At 73.3% G+C, this 14265-nt stretch carries 16 protein-coding genes; 10 read left to right on the top strand and 6 right to left on the bottom strand.

Annotated features, from left to right (window positions below; genetic code table 11):
• Positions 1 to 38 precede the first annotated feature (38 nt).
• From ACH495_RS26675 to ACH495_RS26685, 3 genes are read left to right on the top strand one after another with little or no spacing between them, the layout of a single operon-like run.
• The gene (locus tag ACH495_RS26675; protein WP_396860442.1) at positions 39 to 2591 is read left to right on the top strand and encodes an ATP-dependent Clp protease ATP-binding subunit; all 2553 of its coding nucleotides are present in this window, start codon (positions 39 to 41) and stop codon (positions 2589 to 2591) included.
• Between the two features lie 35 nt (positions 2592 to 2626).
• A complete protein-coding gene (locus ACH495_RS26680; protein WP_396860443.1) occupies positions 2627 to 2800 on the top strand; it encodes a hypothetical protein in 174 nt (57 codons plus the stop codon).
• Positions 2800 to 3150: a DUF3140 domain-containing protein gene (locus ACH495_RS26685; protein ID WP_396860444.1), complete on the top strand. Its 351-nt coding sequence runs from the start codon at positions 2800 to 2802 to the stop codon at positions 3148 to 3150. Before ACH495_RS26680 ends, ACH495_RS26685 begins: the two co-directional genes overlap by 1 nt.
• A 178-nt stretch (positions 3151 to 3328) precedes the next feature.
• On the opposite strand, the gene ACH495_RS26690 is transcribed toward ACH495_RS26685, so the two are convergent.
• From ACH495_RS26690 to ACH495_RS26700, 3 genes are read right to left on the bottom strand one after another with little or no spacing between them, the layout of a single operon-like run.
• On the bottom strand, positions 3329 to 3553 hold the full coding sequence (locus tag ACH495_RS26690) for a hypothetical protein (RefSeq protein ID WP_396860445.1): 225 nt from the start codon (positions 3551 to 3553) through the stop codon (positions 3329 to 3331).
• Between the two features lie 20 nt (positions 3554 to 3573).
• A complete protein-coding gene (locus ACH495_RS26695) occupies positions 3574 to 4560 on the bottom strand; it encodes a LysR substrate-binding domain-containing protein (protein ID WP_396860446.1) in 987 nt (328 codons plus the stop codon).
• Positions 4561 to 4609: 49 nt separating this feature from the next.
• Positions 4610 to 5227 carry a hemerythrin domain-containing protein gene (locus ACH495_RS26700; protein ID WP_396860447.1) on the bottom strand — a complete coding sequence of 206 codons (618 nt, stop codon included), beginning with the start codon at positions 5225 to 5227 and terminating at the stop codon, positions 4610 to 4612.
• A gap of 116 nt (positions 5228 to 5343) precedes the next feature.
• On the opposite strand from ACH495_RS26700, the gene ACH495_RS26705 reads away from it, so the two are divergent.
• Together ACH495_RS26705 and ACH495_RS26710 are read left to right on the top strand one after the other, a co-directional pair.
• Positions 5344 to 6663: a M20/M25/M40 family metallo-hydrolase gene (locus ACH495_RS26705; RefSeq protein ID WP_396860448.1), complete on the top strand. Its 1320-nt coding sequence runs from the start codon at positions 5344 to 5346 to the stop codon at positions 6661 to 6663.
• Between the two features lie 61 nt (positions 6664 to 6724).
• Entirely contained in the window at positions 6725 to 7378 is a 654-nt protein-coding gene (locus ACH495_RS26710) for a hypothetical protein (RefSeq protein ID WP_396860449.1), read from the top strand.
• A gap of 54 nt (positions 7379 to 7432) precedes the next feature.
• On the opposite strand, the gene ACH495_RS26715 is transcribed toward ACH495_RS26710, so the two are convergent.
• Together ACH495_RS26715 and ACH495_RS26720 are read right to left on the bottom strand one after the other, a co-directional pair.
• Complete coding sequence (locus ACH495_RS26715) at positions 7433 to 7624, bottom strand: DUF5703 family protein (protein ID WP_107155556.1); 192 nt, start codon at positions 7622 to 7624, stop codon at positions 7433 to 7435.
• Positions 7625 to 7730: 106 nt separating this feature from the next.
• The gene (locus tag ACH495_RS26720) at positions 7731 to 8702 is read right to left on the bottom strand and encodes an aldo/keto reductase (protein ID WP_396860450.1); all 972 of its coding nucleotides are present in this window, start codon (positions 8700 to 8702) and stop codon (positions 7731 to 7733) included.
• Positions 8703 to 8865: 163 nt separating this feature from the next.
• Between ACH495_RS26720 and ACH495_RS26725 the strand changes: the two genes are divergently transcribed.
• The gene (locus ACH495_RS26725) at positions 8866 to 9918 is read left to right on the top strand and encodes an LLM class F420-dependent oxidoreductase (RefSeq protein WP_396860451.1); all 1053 of its coding nucleotides are present in this window, start codon (positions 8866 to 8868) and stop codon (positions 9916 to 9918) included.
• A complete protein-coding gene (locus tag ACH495_RS26730) occupies positions 9915 to 10751 on the top strand; it encodes an undecaprenyl-diphosphate phosphatase (RefSeq protein WP_396860452.1) in 837 nt (278 codons plus the stop codon). Before ACH495_RS26725 ends, ACH495_RS26730 begins: the two co-directional genes overlap by 4 nt.
• 58 nt (positions 10752 to 10809) lie before the next feature.
• Here the strand turns inward: ACH495_RS26730 and ACH495_RS26735 are convergent, their stop codons facing one another.
• Complete coding sequence (locus ACH495_RS26735; protein ID WP_396860453.1) at positions 10810 to 11391, bottom strand: hypothetical protein; 582 nt, start codon at positions 11389 to 11391, stop codon at positions 10810 to 10812.
• 598 nt (positions 11392 to 11989) lie between these two features.
• Between ACH495_RS26735 and ACH495_RS26740 the strand changes: the two genes are divergently transcribed.
• The 3 genes from ACH495_RS26740 (at position 11990) to ACH495_RS26750 (ending at position 14199) form a co-directional block, all read left to right on the top strand.
• Entirely contained in the window at positions 11990 to 12703 is a 714-nt protein-coding gene (locus tag ACH495_RS26740) for an MSMEG_4193 family putative phosphomutase (protein WP_396860454.1), read from the top strand.
• A gap of 90 nt (positions 12704 to 12793) precedes the next feature.
• Positions 12794 to 13384, top strand: coding sequence for a DUF3090 domain-containing protein (locus ACH495_RS26745; RefSeq protein WP_396860455.1), 591 nt, complete (start codon positions 12794 to 12796; stop codon positions 13382 to 13384).
• Complete coding sequence (locus ACH495_RS26750; protein ID WP_396860456.1) at positions 13381 to 14199, top strand: SCO1664 family protein; 819 nt, start codon at positions 13381 to 13383, stop codon at positions 14197 to 14199. Before ACH495_RS26745 ends, ACH495_RS26750 begins: the two co-directional genes overlap by 4 nt.
• The last annotated feature ends 66 nt before the right edge of the window (positions 14200 to 14265 follow it).

Raw genomic sequence — 14265 nt, forward strand, 5'->3', positions numbered from 1 at the left:
CGCGTCCCGGTCGTGCCGACCGACTGCGGAGGACGAACATGATGGGACCCGGCGACTTCGGCAACGACCCGTGGGACGAGTTCCTGGCCCGGTACTTCGGTCGGGGCGAGGGGGGACGCCGGCCGGCCCACCGGGTGGACATCACCCGCCTGATGACCGCCGACGCCCGGGAGATGCTCGCCGACGCGGCCCGGCGGGCCGCCCAGAAGCACAGCACCGACCTGGACACCGACCACCTGCTCTGGGCGGCGTTGCAGCGTGAGCCGCTGCGGGACCTGGTCCGCCGCGCCGGGGCCGACCCGGACGCGCTGGTCAACGCGCTGGGCGGGCGCGCCGAGGGCGGCGCACCCGGCGGCGAGGTGCCGCCGAACCTGTCGCTCACGCCCGCCGCGAAACGCGCGCTGCTCGACGCCCACCAGCTCTCCCGCGCCATGGGCGCCAACTACATCGGCCCCGAGCACATCCTGATGGCGCTGCCGCTCAACCCCGAGTCGCCGGCCGGCCGGATGCTGGCCGCCGGTCGGATCCAGCCGGAGTCGTTGCAGGCGGCCAGCGCCGAACGCGGCGCCGCCGGCGGCCCGCGCCCGGACCGGGGCACCCCCACCCTCGACCAGTACGGCCAGGACCTCACCGAGCTGGCCCGGATGGACCAGATCGACCCGGTGATCGGCCGGGCCGACGAGATCGAGCAGGCGGTGGAGATCCTGTCCCGGCGGACCAAGAACAACCCGGTGCTGATCGGTGAGGCCGGCGTCGGGAAGACCGCCATCGTGGAGGGGCTGGCGGAGCGGATCTGCGACGGCGACGTGCCGCAGACGCTGATCGGCAAGCGGGTCATCCAGCTCGACCTGTCCGGCCTGGTCGCCGGCACCCGCTACCGGGGGGACTTCGAGGAACGGCTGAAGAAGGTGATCGACGAGATCCGGGCCCACCGGGAGGAACTGATCATCTTCCTGGACGAGATCCACACCCTGGTCGGGGCCGGCGGCGCCGGCAGCGAGGGTGGGATGGACGCGTCCAACATGCTCAAACCGGCGCTCGCCCGCGGCGAGTTGCGGGTGATCGGCGCGACCACGCTGGACGAGTACCGGCGCACCATCGAGAAGGACGCCGCCCTGGCCCGCCGGTTCCAGCCGGTGCTGGTGCCCGAGCCGACCGTCGAGGACACCGTCGCCATCCTGCGCGGCCTGCGCGACCGCTACGAGGCGCACCACCAGGTCCGGTTCACCGACGAGGCGCTGGTCGCGGCCGCCGAACTCTCCGACCGGTACGTCACCGACCGGTTCCTGCCCGACAAGGCGATCGACCTGATCGACCAGGCCGGCGCGCGGGTACGGCTGCGCACCCGGACCCCCGCCTCCGACGTGCGCGACCTGGAACAGCAGCTCGACGAGGTACGCCGGAACAAGGAGCAGGCGGTCTCCGACGAGCAGTACGAACGTGCCTCCTCGCTGCGCGACAAGCTCGCCGAGCTGGAGGACCAGATCCGACGTGCCCGCGGCGACGAGGGGCCCAACCACGTGCCGGAGGTCGGTCCGAAGGAGATCGCCGAGGTGGTCTCGCGCGCCACCGGCATCCCGGTCACCCAGCTCACCGAGGAGGAACGCGACCGGCTGCTGCGCCTGGAGGGGCACCTGCACCAGAAGGTGATCGGGCAGGACGACGCGGTCGGCGCGGTCGCCGAGGCGGTCCGCCGGTCGCGTACCGGCCTGGCCGACCCGAACCGGCCGATGGGCAGCTTCCTGTTCCTCGGCCCCACCGGCGTCGGCAAGACCGAGCTGGCCCGCGCGCTCGCCGAGGCGCTCTTCGGCGAGGCGGACCGGATGGTCCGGGTGGACATGAGCGAGTTCCAGGAGCGGCACACCGTCAGCCGGCTGGTCGGCGCCCCGCCCGGCTACGTCGGCTACGAGGAGGCCGGCCAGCTCACCGAGGCGGTCCGCCGCCGCCCGTACGCGGTGGTGCTGCTCGACGAGATCGAGAAGGCGCACCCCGATGTGTTCAACATCCTGCTCCAGGTGCTCGACGACGGCCGGCTCACCGACAGCCAGGGCCGGACCGTGAACTTCAAGAACACCGTCCTGATCATGACCAGCAACCTCGGTTCGGAGCTGATCACCGGCACCCAGCGCACGGTCGGCTTCGCCACCGGCGAGCCGGGCGAGCAGGAGTCCACCGAGCTGCGGGAACGGCTGATGCGCCGGTTGCAGGAGAACTTCCGCCCGGAGTTCCTCAACCGGATCGACGAGGTGATCATCTTCCAGCGACTCGAGGCCGAGCAGCTCCGGGAGATCACCGGCCTGCTGCTGGAGGAGACCCGCCGCCGGCTGCACGCCCAGGACATCCAGGTCGAGATCAGCGCCGCCGGCGTCGACTGGCTCGCCGAGCACGGCTACCAGCCGGAGTTCGGCGCCCGCCCGCTGCGCCGGGTGATCCAGCGTGAACTCGACAACCGACTGTCCCGGATGCTGCTGGAGAACGAGATCTCACCCGGTCAGAAGGTCACCGTGGACGCCCGCGACGACCAGCTCGTCCTCGACGTGTCCGCCGGCGAGCGCGGCTACTCGGCCGCCACCACCTCCCATCCCCGGTGAGGGACGGCCCGTCGCGCGAGGATCGGAGGGCGGACATGACCGAACCCGAGGAGACCCGGGAGGACACCGCGGCCGGTGAACCGATCGAGGCGCCACCGACCGCGAACCCGTCCCGCGTCCGGGTGCCACCGGAGGGACTGACCCCGCAGACACCGCGCGGCGAGGGCGAGCCGGAACCGTCCGGGCCGCCGCCGGGAAAGGAGGCGTGATGGTACGCGAGGCGCGACTCGACCCCGAGGTCGAGATCATCTGGGACGACTTCCACGCCGAGGTGAACGTCCCCTCCGAACAGCTACGACAGTGGCTGCTGACCCGCGGGTCGGGGGAGGAGGCGTTCGGCCCCGGCCCCGACCTCGACCTGCCCGAGCCCGGCCGGCAGATCCTCGCCGTGCTGCGCAAGCGCAAGGTGGACCTGACCCCGGAGGACATCGAGGTGATGCGCGACGCGATCGCCCGCATCCGGGAGCTCAGCGCGGACCGGCCGGACCGGGGCGCCGCCGACGACGAGTGGCGGCACGCGCTGCTCGACCTCGGCCACGACGTACTGGTGGAACGCTGAGCAGTGGTCGGCGGGTCGCCGGCTTCGTCACGGCAGGTGACGACGGCAGGAGGCGGATGGGTCGAGAGCGATATGCCTCGCAGTCATAATTATGCCTCTGCGGTATAACGCGCGCGACCGAACGCTCTGTCCGGAGTCGACACGCCCGGTTTCCGACCGCACCTTCGGGCATGCCGGGCTACTCGGACTCCACGCTGGGCAGGCGCAGGCCGGCGGCGTCGGCCGCGGCCTGCCGGTCCGCCCGGGCCCGCTCCTCGCGGCTGAGCAGGTCGGCGTACTCGGTGATGTCCGCCGGGTCCGGCACCTCGGGCAGCCGACGCAGGAACGCCTCCAGGTCGGCGGCCGCGGCGGCCGCCCGGCGCAGCAGCTCCCGCTGGTCGGCGGCCGGATACAGATCAGTCATGCCGCCGGTGATACCCGTGTTCAGGCGGTTCGCACCCCGCCGGCGCGCTGGGGCTGCACGCCGAAGTCCGGATGGGCCAGCAACCAGGCCAGATAGTCCGGATGGTTGGCCAGCGCGTCGGTGTACGCCGCCACCGCGGTCTCCAGCACCGGCTCGGCCACCGCCGCGGCCGGCGCCTCCGGATGCCAGCCGAACAGCAGCCGCCAGCGCAGCGGCACCCCGGCCAGCCGGCGGGTGACCAGCCCCGCAACCGGGCGGAAGGTGGCCTGGCACAGCGCCACCGCGGTGCCCGCGTCCACCAGGTCGAGCGCGGCCCGCACGTCCGCCTCGTACACCTTGCGGGGGGTGAAGCCGGCGCGCGCGCAGGCGGCGGCGAAGCAGTCGCCGAAGCAGCCGTCCCCCGGCGCGGCCACCCACTGCTCACGCCGCAGGTCGAGCAGGTCGACCTCGTCGCGGCCGGCCAGCGGATGGGACTGCGGCAGCAGCACGAAGACCGGGTCGACGGCCACCTCCCGCCAGCTCAGCCCGAACACCGGCGACGGCGCGGCGTCCCCGCACACGCCGGTCAGGGCGAAGTCGAGTCGACCGCCGGCCACCATCTGGGCCAGCTCGTCCACCGACCAGGACGCGTACGTGGAGATCTGCGCGTCGGACCGTTCGGCGGCGAGCCGGTGCACCAGCCGGCCCAGGATCGGGCTGTTCACCCCGCCGAACCGGTAGCGGCGCAGCGGGTCACCCGCGCCGGCCAGCCGGGCCGCCTCGTCCTGCAGGCCCTTCATCGCCGGCAGCAGCACCCGGGCCCGGTCCAGCACCAGCTCACCCAGCGCGGTGGGCCGGGCGCCCCGGCGGTCCCGCTCGAACAGCGGCCCGCCGAGCACCCGCTCGATCCGCTGGAGCTGGGCGGTCAGCGCCGGCTGGGCCAACCCGAGCAGGGAGGCCGCCTTGGTGACGCTCCCCGTCTCGGCGATCGCGCAGACCACCCGCAGGTGTCGCAGCTCCAGATTCATAGGGTGACGGTAGGACCACGAACGGGTGTCCGGGAAGGGGTGGATCGGCTCAGGCGTCCCGGCGGTGCTCCAGGTCGGCCAGGCGGGTACGCCGCCCGGTGACCGCGTCGCGCACCTTGTCCAGCACCCCCACCGCCGGCTCGACGATCTTGTTCCAGGGCGGGGTGGCCGGGGTGCCCGGGTGCGGCCGGGTGGGCGCCGCCTCCTCCGCGATCTCCCACCGGTTGCCCAGCCGGATCAACTCGGCGTCGCTGGCCACCTCGCGCAGCGGCGTGACCAGCGCGGCGACGCGGCTGACGTGCCGGCGTACCCGCTCCGCCACGTCGGCCAGCGCCGCGTCGTCCGGGCCGGACAGCCCCTTCAACGCGGTCAGCAGCGCGGCGTCCGCCTCGATCTCCCGGGTGACCAGCTCGGCGCTCTCCGGCACCGCGGCCCGGGCGGCCGGGAACAGGTACTGCTCCTCGGCGGAGAGGTGCCGCGACACCGCGGCGGTCAGCACGTCCAGCACCTGACGGCGGCCGGCCGGGTCCAGCCCGGTGTCGGTCACCCGGTCGGCCAGGTCGAGCAGCGTGCGGTGCTCGGCGTCCACGAGGTCGGCCAGGCTCCGCCCACCCGGCCGGTACCGGTCGTCGGCGGCGGGTGGAAGCGGCGGCAGGGGGACGGTCATGGTGCCCTCCTCGTGGTGACCGGAATCGATGGTCGGCGGTACCCTGCCGCGCGTCCCGCGAAACCGGCCCGCACCGCGCCGGCCGTCGCGACGCCGCCGGCTGGTATAAGGAAGCGATGACGACCTCCGCCCCACCCGAGCCCACCGACGAGGTCGTGGACCTCTGCCGGGACCTGCTGCGCATCGACACCACCAACACCGGGGACAACGACACCAGCGCGGGGGAGCGGCGCGCCGCGGAGTACGTCGCGGAGAAACTCGCCGAGGTCGGCGTGGCCGCCGAGATCCACGAGTCGGCACCCGGGCGGGCCAACCTGGTCGCCCGGATCCCCGGCACCGAACCCGGCCGGGACGCGCTGCTGGTGCACGGCCACCTCGACGTGGTGCCCGCCGACCCCGACGAGTGGTCGGTGCACCCGTTCTCCGGCGAGATCCGCGACGGCTACCTGTGGGGCCGCGGCGCGATCGACATGAAGGACTTCGACGCCATGGTGCTGGCCGTGGTCCGCGACTGGCAGCGCGCCGGCGTCCGGCCCCGCCGCGACATCGTGCTCGCCTTCACCGCCGACGAGGAGGCCGGCAGCGACTACGGCGCGCACTTCCTGGCCCAGCACCACCGCGACCTGTTCGACGGCTGCACCGAGGCGATCGGCGAGGTCGGTGGCTTCTCCTACTCGGTCGACGAGTCCCGCCGGCTCTACCTGATCGAGACCGCCGAGAAGGGCATCGACTGGCTGCGCCTGCACGCCAAGGGGCGGCCCGGCCACGGCTCGATGGTGCACGACGACAACGCGGTGACGGCGCTCGCCGAGGCGGTCGCCCGGATCGGCCGGCACCGGTTCCCGGTGGTGATGACCGACACCGTCCGGGCGTTCCTGGCCGAGGTCGCCGACGTGCTCGGCATCGAGATCGACCCGGACGACCCGGAGACCGCGATCGCCAAGCTCGGCCCGATCGCGAACATCATCGGCGCGACGATCCGCAACACCGCCAACCCGACCCGGCTCGCCGCCGGCTACAAGGACAACGTCATCCCCGGCCGGGCCACCGCCACCATCGACTGCCGCAGCCTGCCCGGGCAGAGCGAGGAGCTGGAGCGGCAGCTGCGCGAGCTGGTCGGCCCGGACATCGCCATCGAGTACGTCCAGCGCCAGCCGGCCCTGGAGACCACGTTCGACGGCGACCTGGTGGCGCAGATGTCGGCCGCGCTGCGCGCCGAGGACCCCGGCGCGCACCCGGTGCCGTACATGCTCTCCGGCGGCACCGACGCGAAGGCGTTCTCCCAGCTCGGCATCCGCTGTTTCGGGTTCGCGCCGCTGCGGCTGCCGGCCGACCTCAATTTCTCCGGCCTGTTCCACGGCATCGACGAGCGGGTCCCGCTGGACGGACTACAGTTCGGCGTGCGGGTTCTCGACCGCTTCCTCCGCAACTGCTGACCGCGCCCGCCGCGGCGCCGTCGGCGCGGAACCTGCCCCCATCGCGAAGGGACTGCCTCACATGACCGACCAGCACGGTGAGCTGGACGCCGCCCTCGAGCGGGTGATCGACGCGGCCCGCGCCCACCTGGCCGCCGTTCGGGCCGCCCAGGGCCGGATCGACGACGACGCCGTCTGGCAGGCGTACGTCGCGTTGAACAACGCCTCGTTCGCCTACGACGAGCAGTTGCTCGACGCGTTCGGCGAGGTGACGCCCTGGGACGTCGAGTCGATCGACCCGGACGAGGCCGACGAGCGCTTCGGCGCGGTCGAGGGCGGCGAGCCCACCGACCCGCACCCCCGGGTGATCTCGGTGCGGCAGCGCCGCGACTACCGGGTGCCCAGCGTCGCCGCCCTGCTCCGGGTCGCCGAGGCGGCCCGTCGCGAGGGCACCCCCGAGGAGGACGAGCCGGCGCCGGTCGAGGGTGTCGGCGAGGCGGTGCTGGAGCTGCTGCAGAGCGGCGACGGCTCGCTGTCCGCCCTCGACGTGCCCGAGCTGGAGCCGCTCGACGGCGTGGTCATGGTCAGCGAGGTCGGCACCCCGGTCGACCTGGAGTCGTTCGACGACGACGACCCGGTCGGCCCGTTCCAGCCGGCCGTCGACGACCGGCTGGTCGGCCGGCTCGACGAGCACCCGTTCCTGGAACTCGACGAGGAGCACGACCACGCCCACTAGGCCGTGGTCGCCCCGGGGCCGCACCGCACGGCGCGGCCCCGGGGCGAACCCGTCTCAGTACGACAGGCCGGGCTGCGGCTTGTTCACCACCCGGCGTCGCAGCATCACCTGCCGCGTGCCGTCCCGGTAGAGCCGCACCCGGGCCAACTCCCAACCGGAGAACTCCGCCTGGATCGCCAGCTGCGCCGCGGCGGTCAGCCGATCGACGTTCGACGGCAACCGCAGCGGCGCGTACTCGTAGTCCATGACCTCTATGCTGCCCAGCTCGCCGGCCCTCCGCCACCCCCTCAGGGTGACCCGGATCGCGCCGCGGGCGCCGCGGCCCGGTCGGCGCCGCCGTCCCGGCGGCCGGTCAGCCGTCCCGTTCCGGATATCCGACCGGCACCGCGGAGACGTCGTCCAGCGCCGTGACGATCTCGTCCGGCAGCGTCATCCGCTCCACCTGGAGCGCGCCGAGGAGCTGCCCGACCGTGCGGGCGCCGAGGATCGGCGCGGTCACGCCCGGCCGGTCCCGGACCCAGGCCAGCGCCACCTCCAGCGGCGACACGCCGAGCCCGCCGGCGGCGATGGCCACCGCCTCCACGATGCTGGAGCAGCGCGGCTCCAGGTAGGTGCCGACGAAGCGCTCGAAGTGCGGCGACACCGCCCGCGAGTCCGCCGGGCGGCCGTTGCGGTACTTGCCGGTGAGCACTCCCCGGCCCAGTGGCGACCAGGGCAGCACGCCCAGCCCCATCCCGGCGCAGGCCGGCAGCACCTCGCGTTCGATGCCGCGCTCCAGCAGCGAGTACTCCACCTGGGCGGCGACCACCGGGGCGCGCCCCGGCCAGGCGGCCTGCCAGGCGGCGGCCCGGGCGGTCTGCCAGCCGGCGAAGTTCGACACCCCCACGTAGCGGGCCTTGCCGCTGGACACGGCGTGGTCCAGCGCCGCGAGCGTCTCCTCCAGGGGCGTGTCCGGGTCGTACCCGTGCACCTGCCACAGGTCGACGTGGTCGGTGCCGAGCCGGCGCAGCGACGCGTCCAGCGTGCGCAGCAGGTGCCCGCGGGAGCCGTCCCGGCGGCGGCCGCTGCCCGGCCGCAGCCCGGCCTTGGTGGCGATGAGCAGCTCGTCGCGGTCCACCAGGCTGCCCAGCAGGGAGCCGATCACCGACTCGGCGTCGCCGTCGGCGTACACGTCGGCGGTGTCGACGAGGTTGCCGCCCGCGTCGAGGTAGCTCTTCAGCTGGGCGGCCGCGTCGTCGGCGTCGGTGTCCCGTCCCCAGGTCATGGTGCCGAGCGCGAGCCGCGAAACCGCCAGCCCGCTTCGGCCGAGCGGTCGCTGTTGCATGCGTGAACCTTATTTCGAAGCCGGCGTCACGGACATCCTCGCCGCAGTCAACTTCCGGCGCGACCGCACGGTGGTGTGACGTGTTCGGGGCGAGCCGGTCGTCGGTGCCGCCACCGGCATTGCGTAACCTGATGCGACCTGTGGTGCGGACGGTGGGAGGATCATGCGACTCGGGCTCAGCCTCGGATACCAGACGGCGTGGAGCACGCCCGCCGACCACCTGGCGCTCGCCCAGGAGGCCGACCGGCTCGGCTACTCGGTGGTGTGGGCCGCGGAGGCCTACGGCTCCGACTCGCCCAGCATGCTGGCCTGGATGGCCGGGCAGACGGAGCGGATCGACCTCGGCTCCGCGGTCATGCAGATCCCCGCCCGCACCCCGGCGATGACCGCGATGACCGCCACCACCATCGACGCGCTCTCCGGCGGCCGGTTCCGGCTCGGCCTGGGCGTCTCCGGGCCGCAGGTCTCCGAGGGCTGGCACGGCGTGCGGTTCGCCAAGCCGCTGGCCCGCACCCGGGAGTACGTCGACATCGTCAAGCTCGCGGTGGCCCGCAAGGAGGTCGCCTACGACGGCGAGCACTACACGCTGCCGCTGCCGGACGGTCCGGGCAAGGCGCTGCGGCTGGGCTTCCACCCGCCGCGCGCGCACATCCCGATCTACCTGGCCGCGGTCGGCCCGAAGAACCTGGAGCTGGCCGGCGAGATCGCCGACGGCTGGCTGGCCGTCTTCTACGCGCCGGAGTTCGCCGAGGAGCAGCTCGCCTCGGTCCGGGCCGGGCGGGCCGCCGCCGGCAAGGAGCTGGCCGGCTTCGACGTGGTCCCGTCCGTTCCGGTGGTGGTCGGCGACGACGTCGCCACCTGCGCCGAGCTGGTCCGCTGGTACGCCGCGCTCTACGTGGGCGGGATGGGCAGCCGGCAGCAGAACTTCTACAACCAGCTCGCCACCCGGATGGGCTACGGCGACGCGGCCCGCGAGGTGCAGGATCTCTACCTGGCCAAGCGGCAGCGTGATGCGGCCGCCGCGGTGCCGATGGAGTTCATCGACCGCACCTCGCTGCTCGGCCCGAAGGAGCGCATCGCCGAGCGGATGCGGGAGTACGCCGCCGCGGGCGTGACCACGCTGTCGGTGACGCTGTTCGTGGCCGACCGGGACAGCGGCGTGCAGACGCTGCGCACCGTCGCCGAGGCCCTCGACCTGGCCGGGGTCGGCGAGTGACCTGGATCGAGGCCATCGTCCTGGGCGTCGTCCAGGGGCTGACGGAGTTCCTGCCGGTGTCGTCGTCCGGGCACCTGCGGATCACCTCGGCCATCTTCTTCGGCCGGGACGCGGGCGCGTCGTTCACCGCGGTCACCCAGCTCGGCACCGAGGCCGCCGTGCTGATCTACTTCTTCAAGGACATCTGGCGGATCGTCCGGACCTGGTGCCTGGGCCTGGTGGACCGTTCGGTGCGCTCCAGCCTCGACTACCGGATGGGCTGGTACGTCATCGTCGGCACGATCCCGATCGGGATCCTCGGGCTGCTGTTCAAGGACCAGATCCGCACCGCCGGCCGGAACCTCTACCTGATCTCCTTCACGTTGATCTTCTTCGCCCTGGTGCTCGCGTTCGCCGAGTACTGGGGGCGGCAGACCCGCACGCTGGAGAACTTCCGGCTGCGGGACGGCGTGGCGATGGGTCTGGGGCAGGCCATGGCGCTCATCCCGGGTGTCTCCCGGTCCGGCGGCACGCTGACCGTCGGCCTGTTCCTCAACCTCACCCGGGAGACCGCGGCCCGCTACTCGTTCCTGCTGGCCATCCCCGCCGTGGTGATCTCCGGCGTGTTCAGCCTGCCGGACGTCTTCGAGCCGTCCGCGCCGGGCACCGCCGCGCCGAGCGTGGCGCAGATGGTGGTGGCCACGCTGATCGCGTTCGCCATCGGGTACGCGGCCATCGCCTGGCTGCTGCGCTACGTCGCGCACCACACGCTCTACCTGTTCGTGATCTACCGGGTGGCGCTCGGCACGCTGGTGCTCTGCCTGCTGCTCACCGGCACGATCAGCGCCACCTGATCCCGGGGCGGTACGCCGAAGGCCGGCACCCCGGGTCGGGGTGCCGGCCTTCGCGGTGTCAGCTGTTCCAGTGCTGGGCCACGAGGTCGGCGGCCTGCTGCTCCCACTGGGCGTAGTGGTCGGGGTAGGCGCTGACCTGGACGGTCTGGGCGGCCTGGGTCAGCGGCATGTCCCGCCAGCCGTCGACCTGCTTGAGGCCCTTGAGGAACGCCGTGGTGGCGTACTCGGGGTCGGTGATCTGCTCGACCGTGCCCCAGCCGGAGGACGGGCGCTGCTGGAACAGGCCCTGCGAGTCGTGGTCGTTGCGGTCACCGAGGTGGCCGAGGTTCTCCAGCTTCGACTCCTGGAGGCTGGTGGCGATGGAGACGACCGCGGCGCGCTCGTCCATGCCGGCCTTCTTCGTGGCGGCGATGATCGCCTTGGCGTTGGCGGTCTGCTCGTCGTCGAGGTCGATGCGGGACTGGGCGCCCTGGACGCCGTGCGGCATCAGCGCGGCGGTGTCGAGCGTGCTCTGCACGGCCACCGCGCTCTCGCGCGGGGTGGGCGTGGTGTCCTGGTGGTTGAGCGGGCCGGCGGCCAGGCCACCGGCGACGGTCAGACCGGCGATACCGAGGATGCTCTTGCGCAGCATGGTGTTCATGGGGGCTCCGTTCGGGGGTCGACGCACCGGGTGGGGTGCGTGGCACCGTCAGGCGCTCGTCTCGGGGGATCCGGCCGGGCCACGGGGCGGGGGCCTCGTCGTGGCGGCGGAACCATGTGCAACGACCGGCGCCCCGCCGTCATTCCCGGGGCTTGGTCGCTGCTCGGTCGTGCACCCGTTACAACGCCCGAGCCCCCACGCCCATTCCGCCCGCCGGGCGCCCGCGAACCGGACAAACGGCCCACCCGGGCTTCCCGCACGCATTGGCCGGATGAGATCTTGGTGCGAAATGGCCCCGGAGGGGCCTTCTCGTACCAAGATCTACCCACGTCCCACTTAATGGATGGTCCATCTCGTGTGGTGGATGCGGGCCGGCCGGCGGACGGCCACCACCTACCCACATCACGACCAGGCCGCGGGTGGAACGTGAGGCGCAGAACTCGTCCGGTTGACGCCGTCGCCCGTCGCTGGTCATCGCCGGTTGCTGGTCGCTGGCTAGCCGATCAACGGGGAGTGGGTCGCCGGGCGGTGGATCGGCGCTGGACCGTGTCGGTCCCCCGTGGTGGCGGGGCCGGTCGACGAGGTGGCACGGCCTAGGGTGGTCAGCGTGGCGACCCTTCTGCTCTTGCGACACGGCCGGACGACCTCGAACGCCGACGGTGGCCTGGCCGGCCGGCAACCGGTCGAGCTGGACGACACCGGCCGCGCCCAGGCCGCCGCGGTCGGCGGGCGGCTCGCCGGGTTGCCGCTCGCGGCGGTGGTGAGCAGCCCGCTGATCCGTTGCCGGCAGACCCTCGACCTGGCGTTGCCCGGCGTCGAGCCGGTGGTCGAGGAGGGGCTGATCGAGTGCGGCTACGGCACCTGGGAGGGGCAGGCGCTGAAGAAGCTGGCGAAGGAGCCGCTCTGGCCGGTGGTCCAGCAACACCCCAGCGCCGCCGCCTTCCCGGAGGGGGAGTCGATGGCGGCGATGTCCGCGCGGGCGGTCGCGGCGGCACGGGCGTGGGACGCGCGGGTCACCGCCGAGCACGGGCCCGAGGCGGTCTGGCTGGCGTGCAGCCACGGTGACGTGATCAAGGCCATCGTGGCCGACGCGCTCGGCGTACACCTGGATCTTTTTCAGCGGATCGTGGCCGACCCGGCGTCGGTGACGGCGATCCGCTACACGCCGCTGCGGCCGTTCCTGGTGCGGCTCAACGACACCGGCGGCGACCTGTCGGCGCTGGTCCCGCCGCCGCGCAAGCGGCGCCGGCGGGCGGTCCGGGCCACCGAGTCGAATGCCGCGGTGGGTGGTGGCGCGGGGGCGGTCCGGTGAGCCGGCGGCGCGGCGCGGCGCGTTCGCTCTGGGCGGATTCGGCGTCGGTGGGCTGCGCGGTGCTTCCGCGCTCCGGATAGGGTCGTGGGTATGACGCACCAGGTGCACGCGTTCGAGCCGCCGGAGCGGTTCGTCGCCGGAACGGTCGGCCCGCCGGGGGAGCGCACGTTCTTCCTCCAGGCGCGTGGCGGCGGCCGGCTGGTCAGCGTCGCGCTGGAGAAGGTCCAGGTGTCGCTGCTCGCCGAGAAGCTGGAGGAGTTGCTCTCCGAGGCGCAGCGCCGGTTCGGGGTGAAGCTGCCGGAGGCCGCTCCGGTGGTGTTGGGTGACAACGAGCCGCTCGACACCCCGGTCGACGAGGAGTTCCGGGTCGGCACCCTCGGCCTGGCCTTCGACGTGGACACCGCCACCGTGGTGATCGAGGCGATCGCCGTGGGTGAGGCGGAGGCCGAGGTCGAGCTGGGCGACACGGACGACGACGAGATCGAGGTCGACGAGGAGCCGGACGAGCCCGACGACGACCTCGACCGGCTCCGGGTGCGGCTGACCCCGGAGGCGACCCGCGAGTTCATCGAGCGCGCCAAGCGGGTGGTCAACGCCGGCCGCCCACCCTGCCCGCTCTGCGGTCAGCCGCTCGACCCGGCCGGTCACCTCTGCCCCCGGCACAACGGCTATCACCGGTGACCTCGTCGGAGTTGCAGCCCCGACAGGGCGGCGCGGAGGCGTTGCGGCTGCTCACCGACGGTGAGCTGACCCTGGAGGGGCGGCTGGTCGACGCCTCCAACACCACCCTGCGCGGGGTCATCGCCCTGGGCGAGGTCACCGCGCACTGTGTCTACAAGCCGGTCCGCGGTGAGCGCCCGCTCTGGGACTTCCCGGACGGCACGCTCGCCGGCCGCGAGGTGGCCGCCTACCTGGTCTCCCGGGCCACCGGGTGGGACCTGGTGCCGCCGACCGTGCTGCGCGACGGCCCGTTCGGTCCCGGCTCCTGTCAGCTCTGGATCGACGAGCCGGCCGACGCGGAGCCGCTGGTCGGCTTCGTGCCGGCCGAGTCGGTGCCGCCGCGCTGGTTCCCGATCGCCGCGGCCCGCGACGACGACGGGGCCGCCTACGCGCTCGCGCACGCCGACGACCCGCGGCTGGCCCGGCTGGCCGTCCTCGACGCGGTGATCAACAACGCCGACCGTAAGGGCGGGCACGTGCTCGTCGGTGCCGACGACCGCGTCTACGGTGTGGATCACGGCGTCAGCTTCCACGTGGAGGAGAAGCTGCGCACGGTGCTGTGGGGCTGGGCGGGCCGCCTGCTCCCACCGGACGCGATGGAGATGCTCGACGCGCTGGCCGGCCGGCTCGGCGGCGCGTTGGGCGAGGAGCTGGCCGAGCATCTCACCCTCGGCGAGGTCACGGCGGTCGCGGCCCGGGTGGAGCGCCTGCGGGACGCCGGCCGGTTCCCGCTGCCGCCGGAGGAGTGGCCGGCCATGCCGTGGCCGCCCATGTGAACCGTTGTCGTGTTGATCACCCGAGGGGTGGCAGCCGAGCGCCTGACGGATCGTTAGGCTGGCGGT

This window comes from Micromonospora sp. NPDC018662 (assembly GCF_044391475.1).
Lineage (GTDB): Bacteria > Actinomycetota > Actinomycetes > Mycobacteriales > Micromonosporaceae > Micromonospora.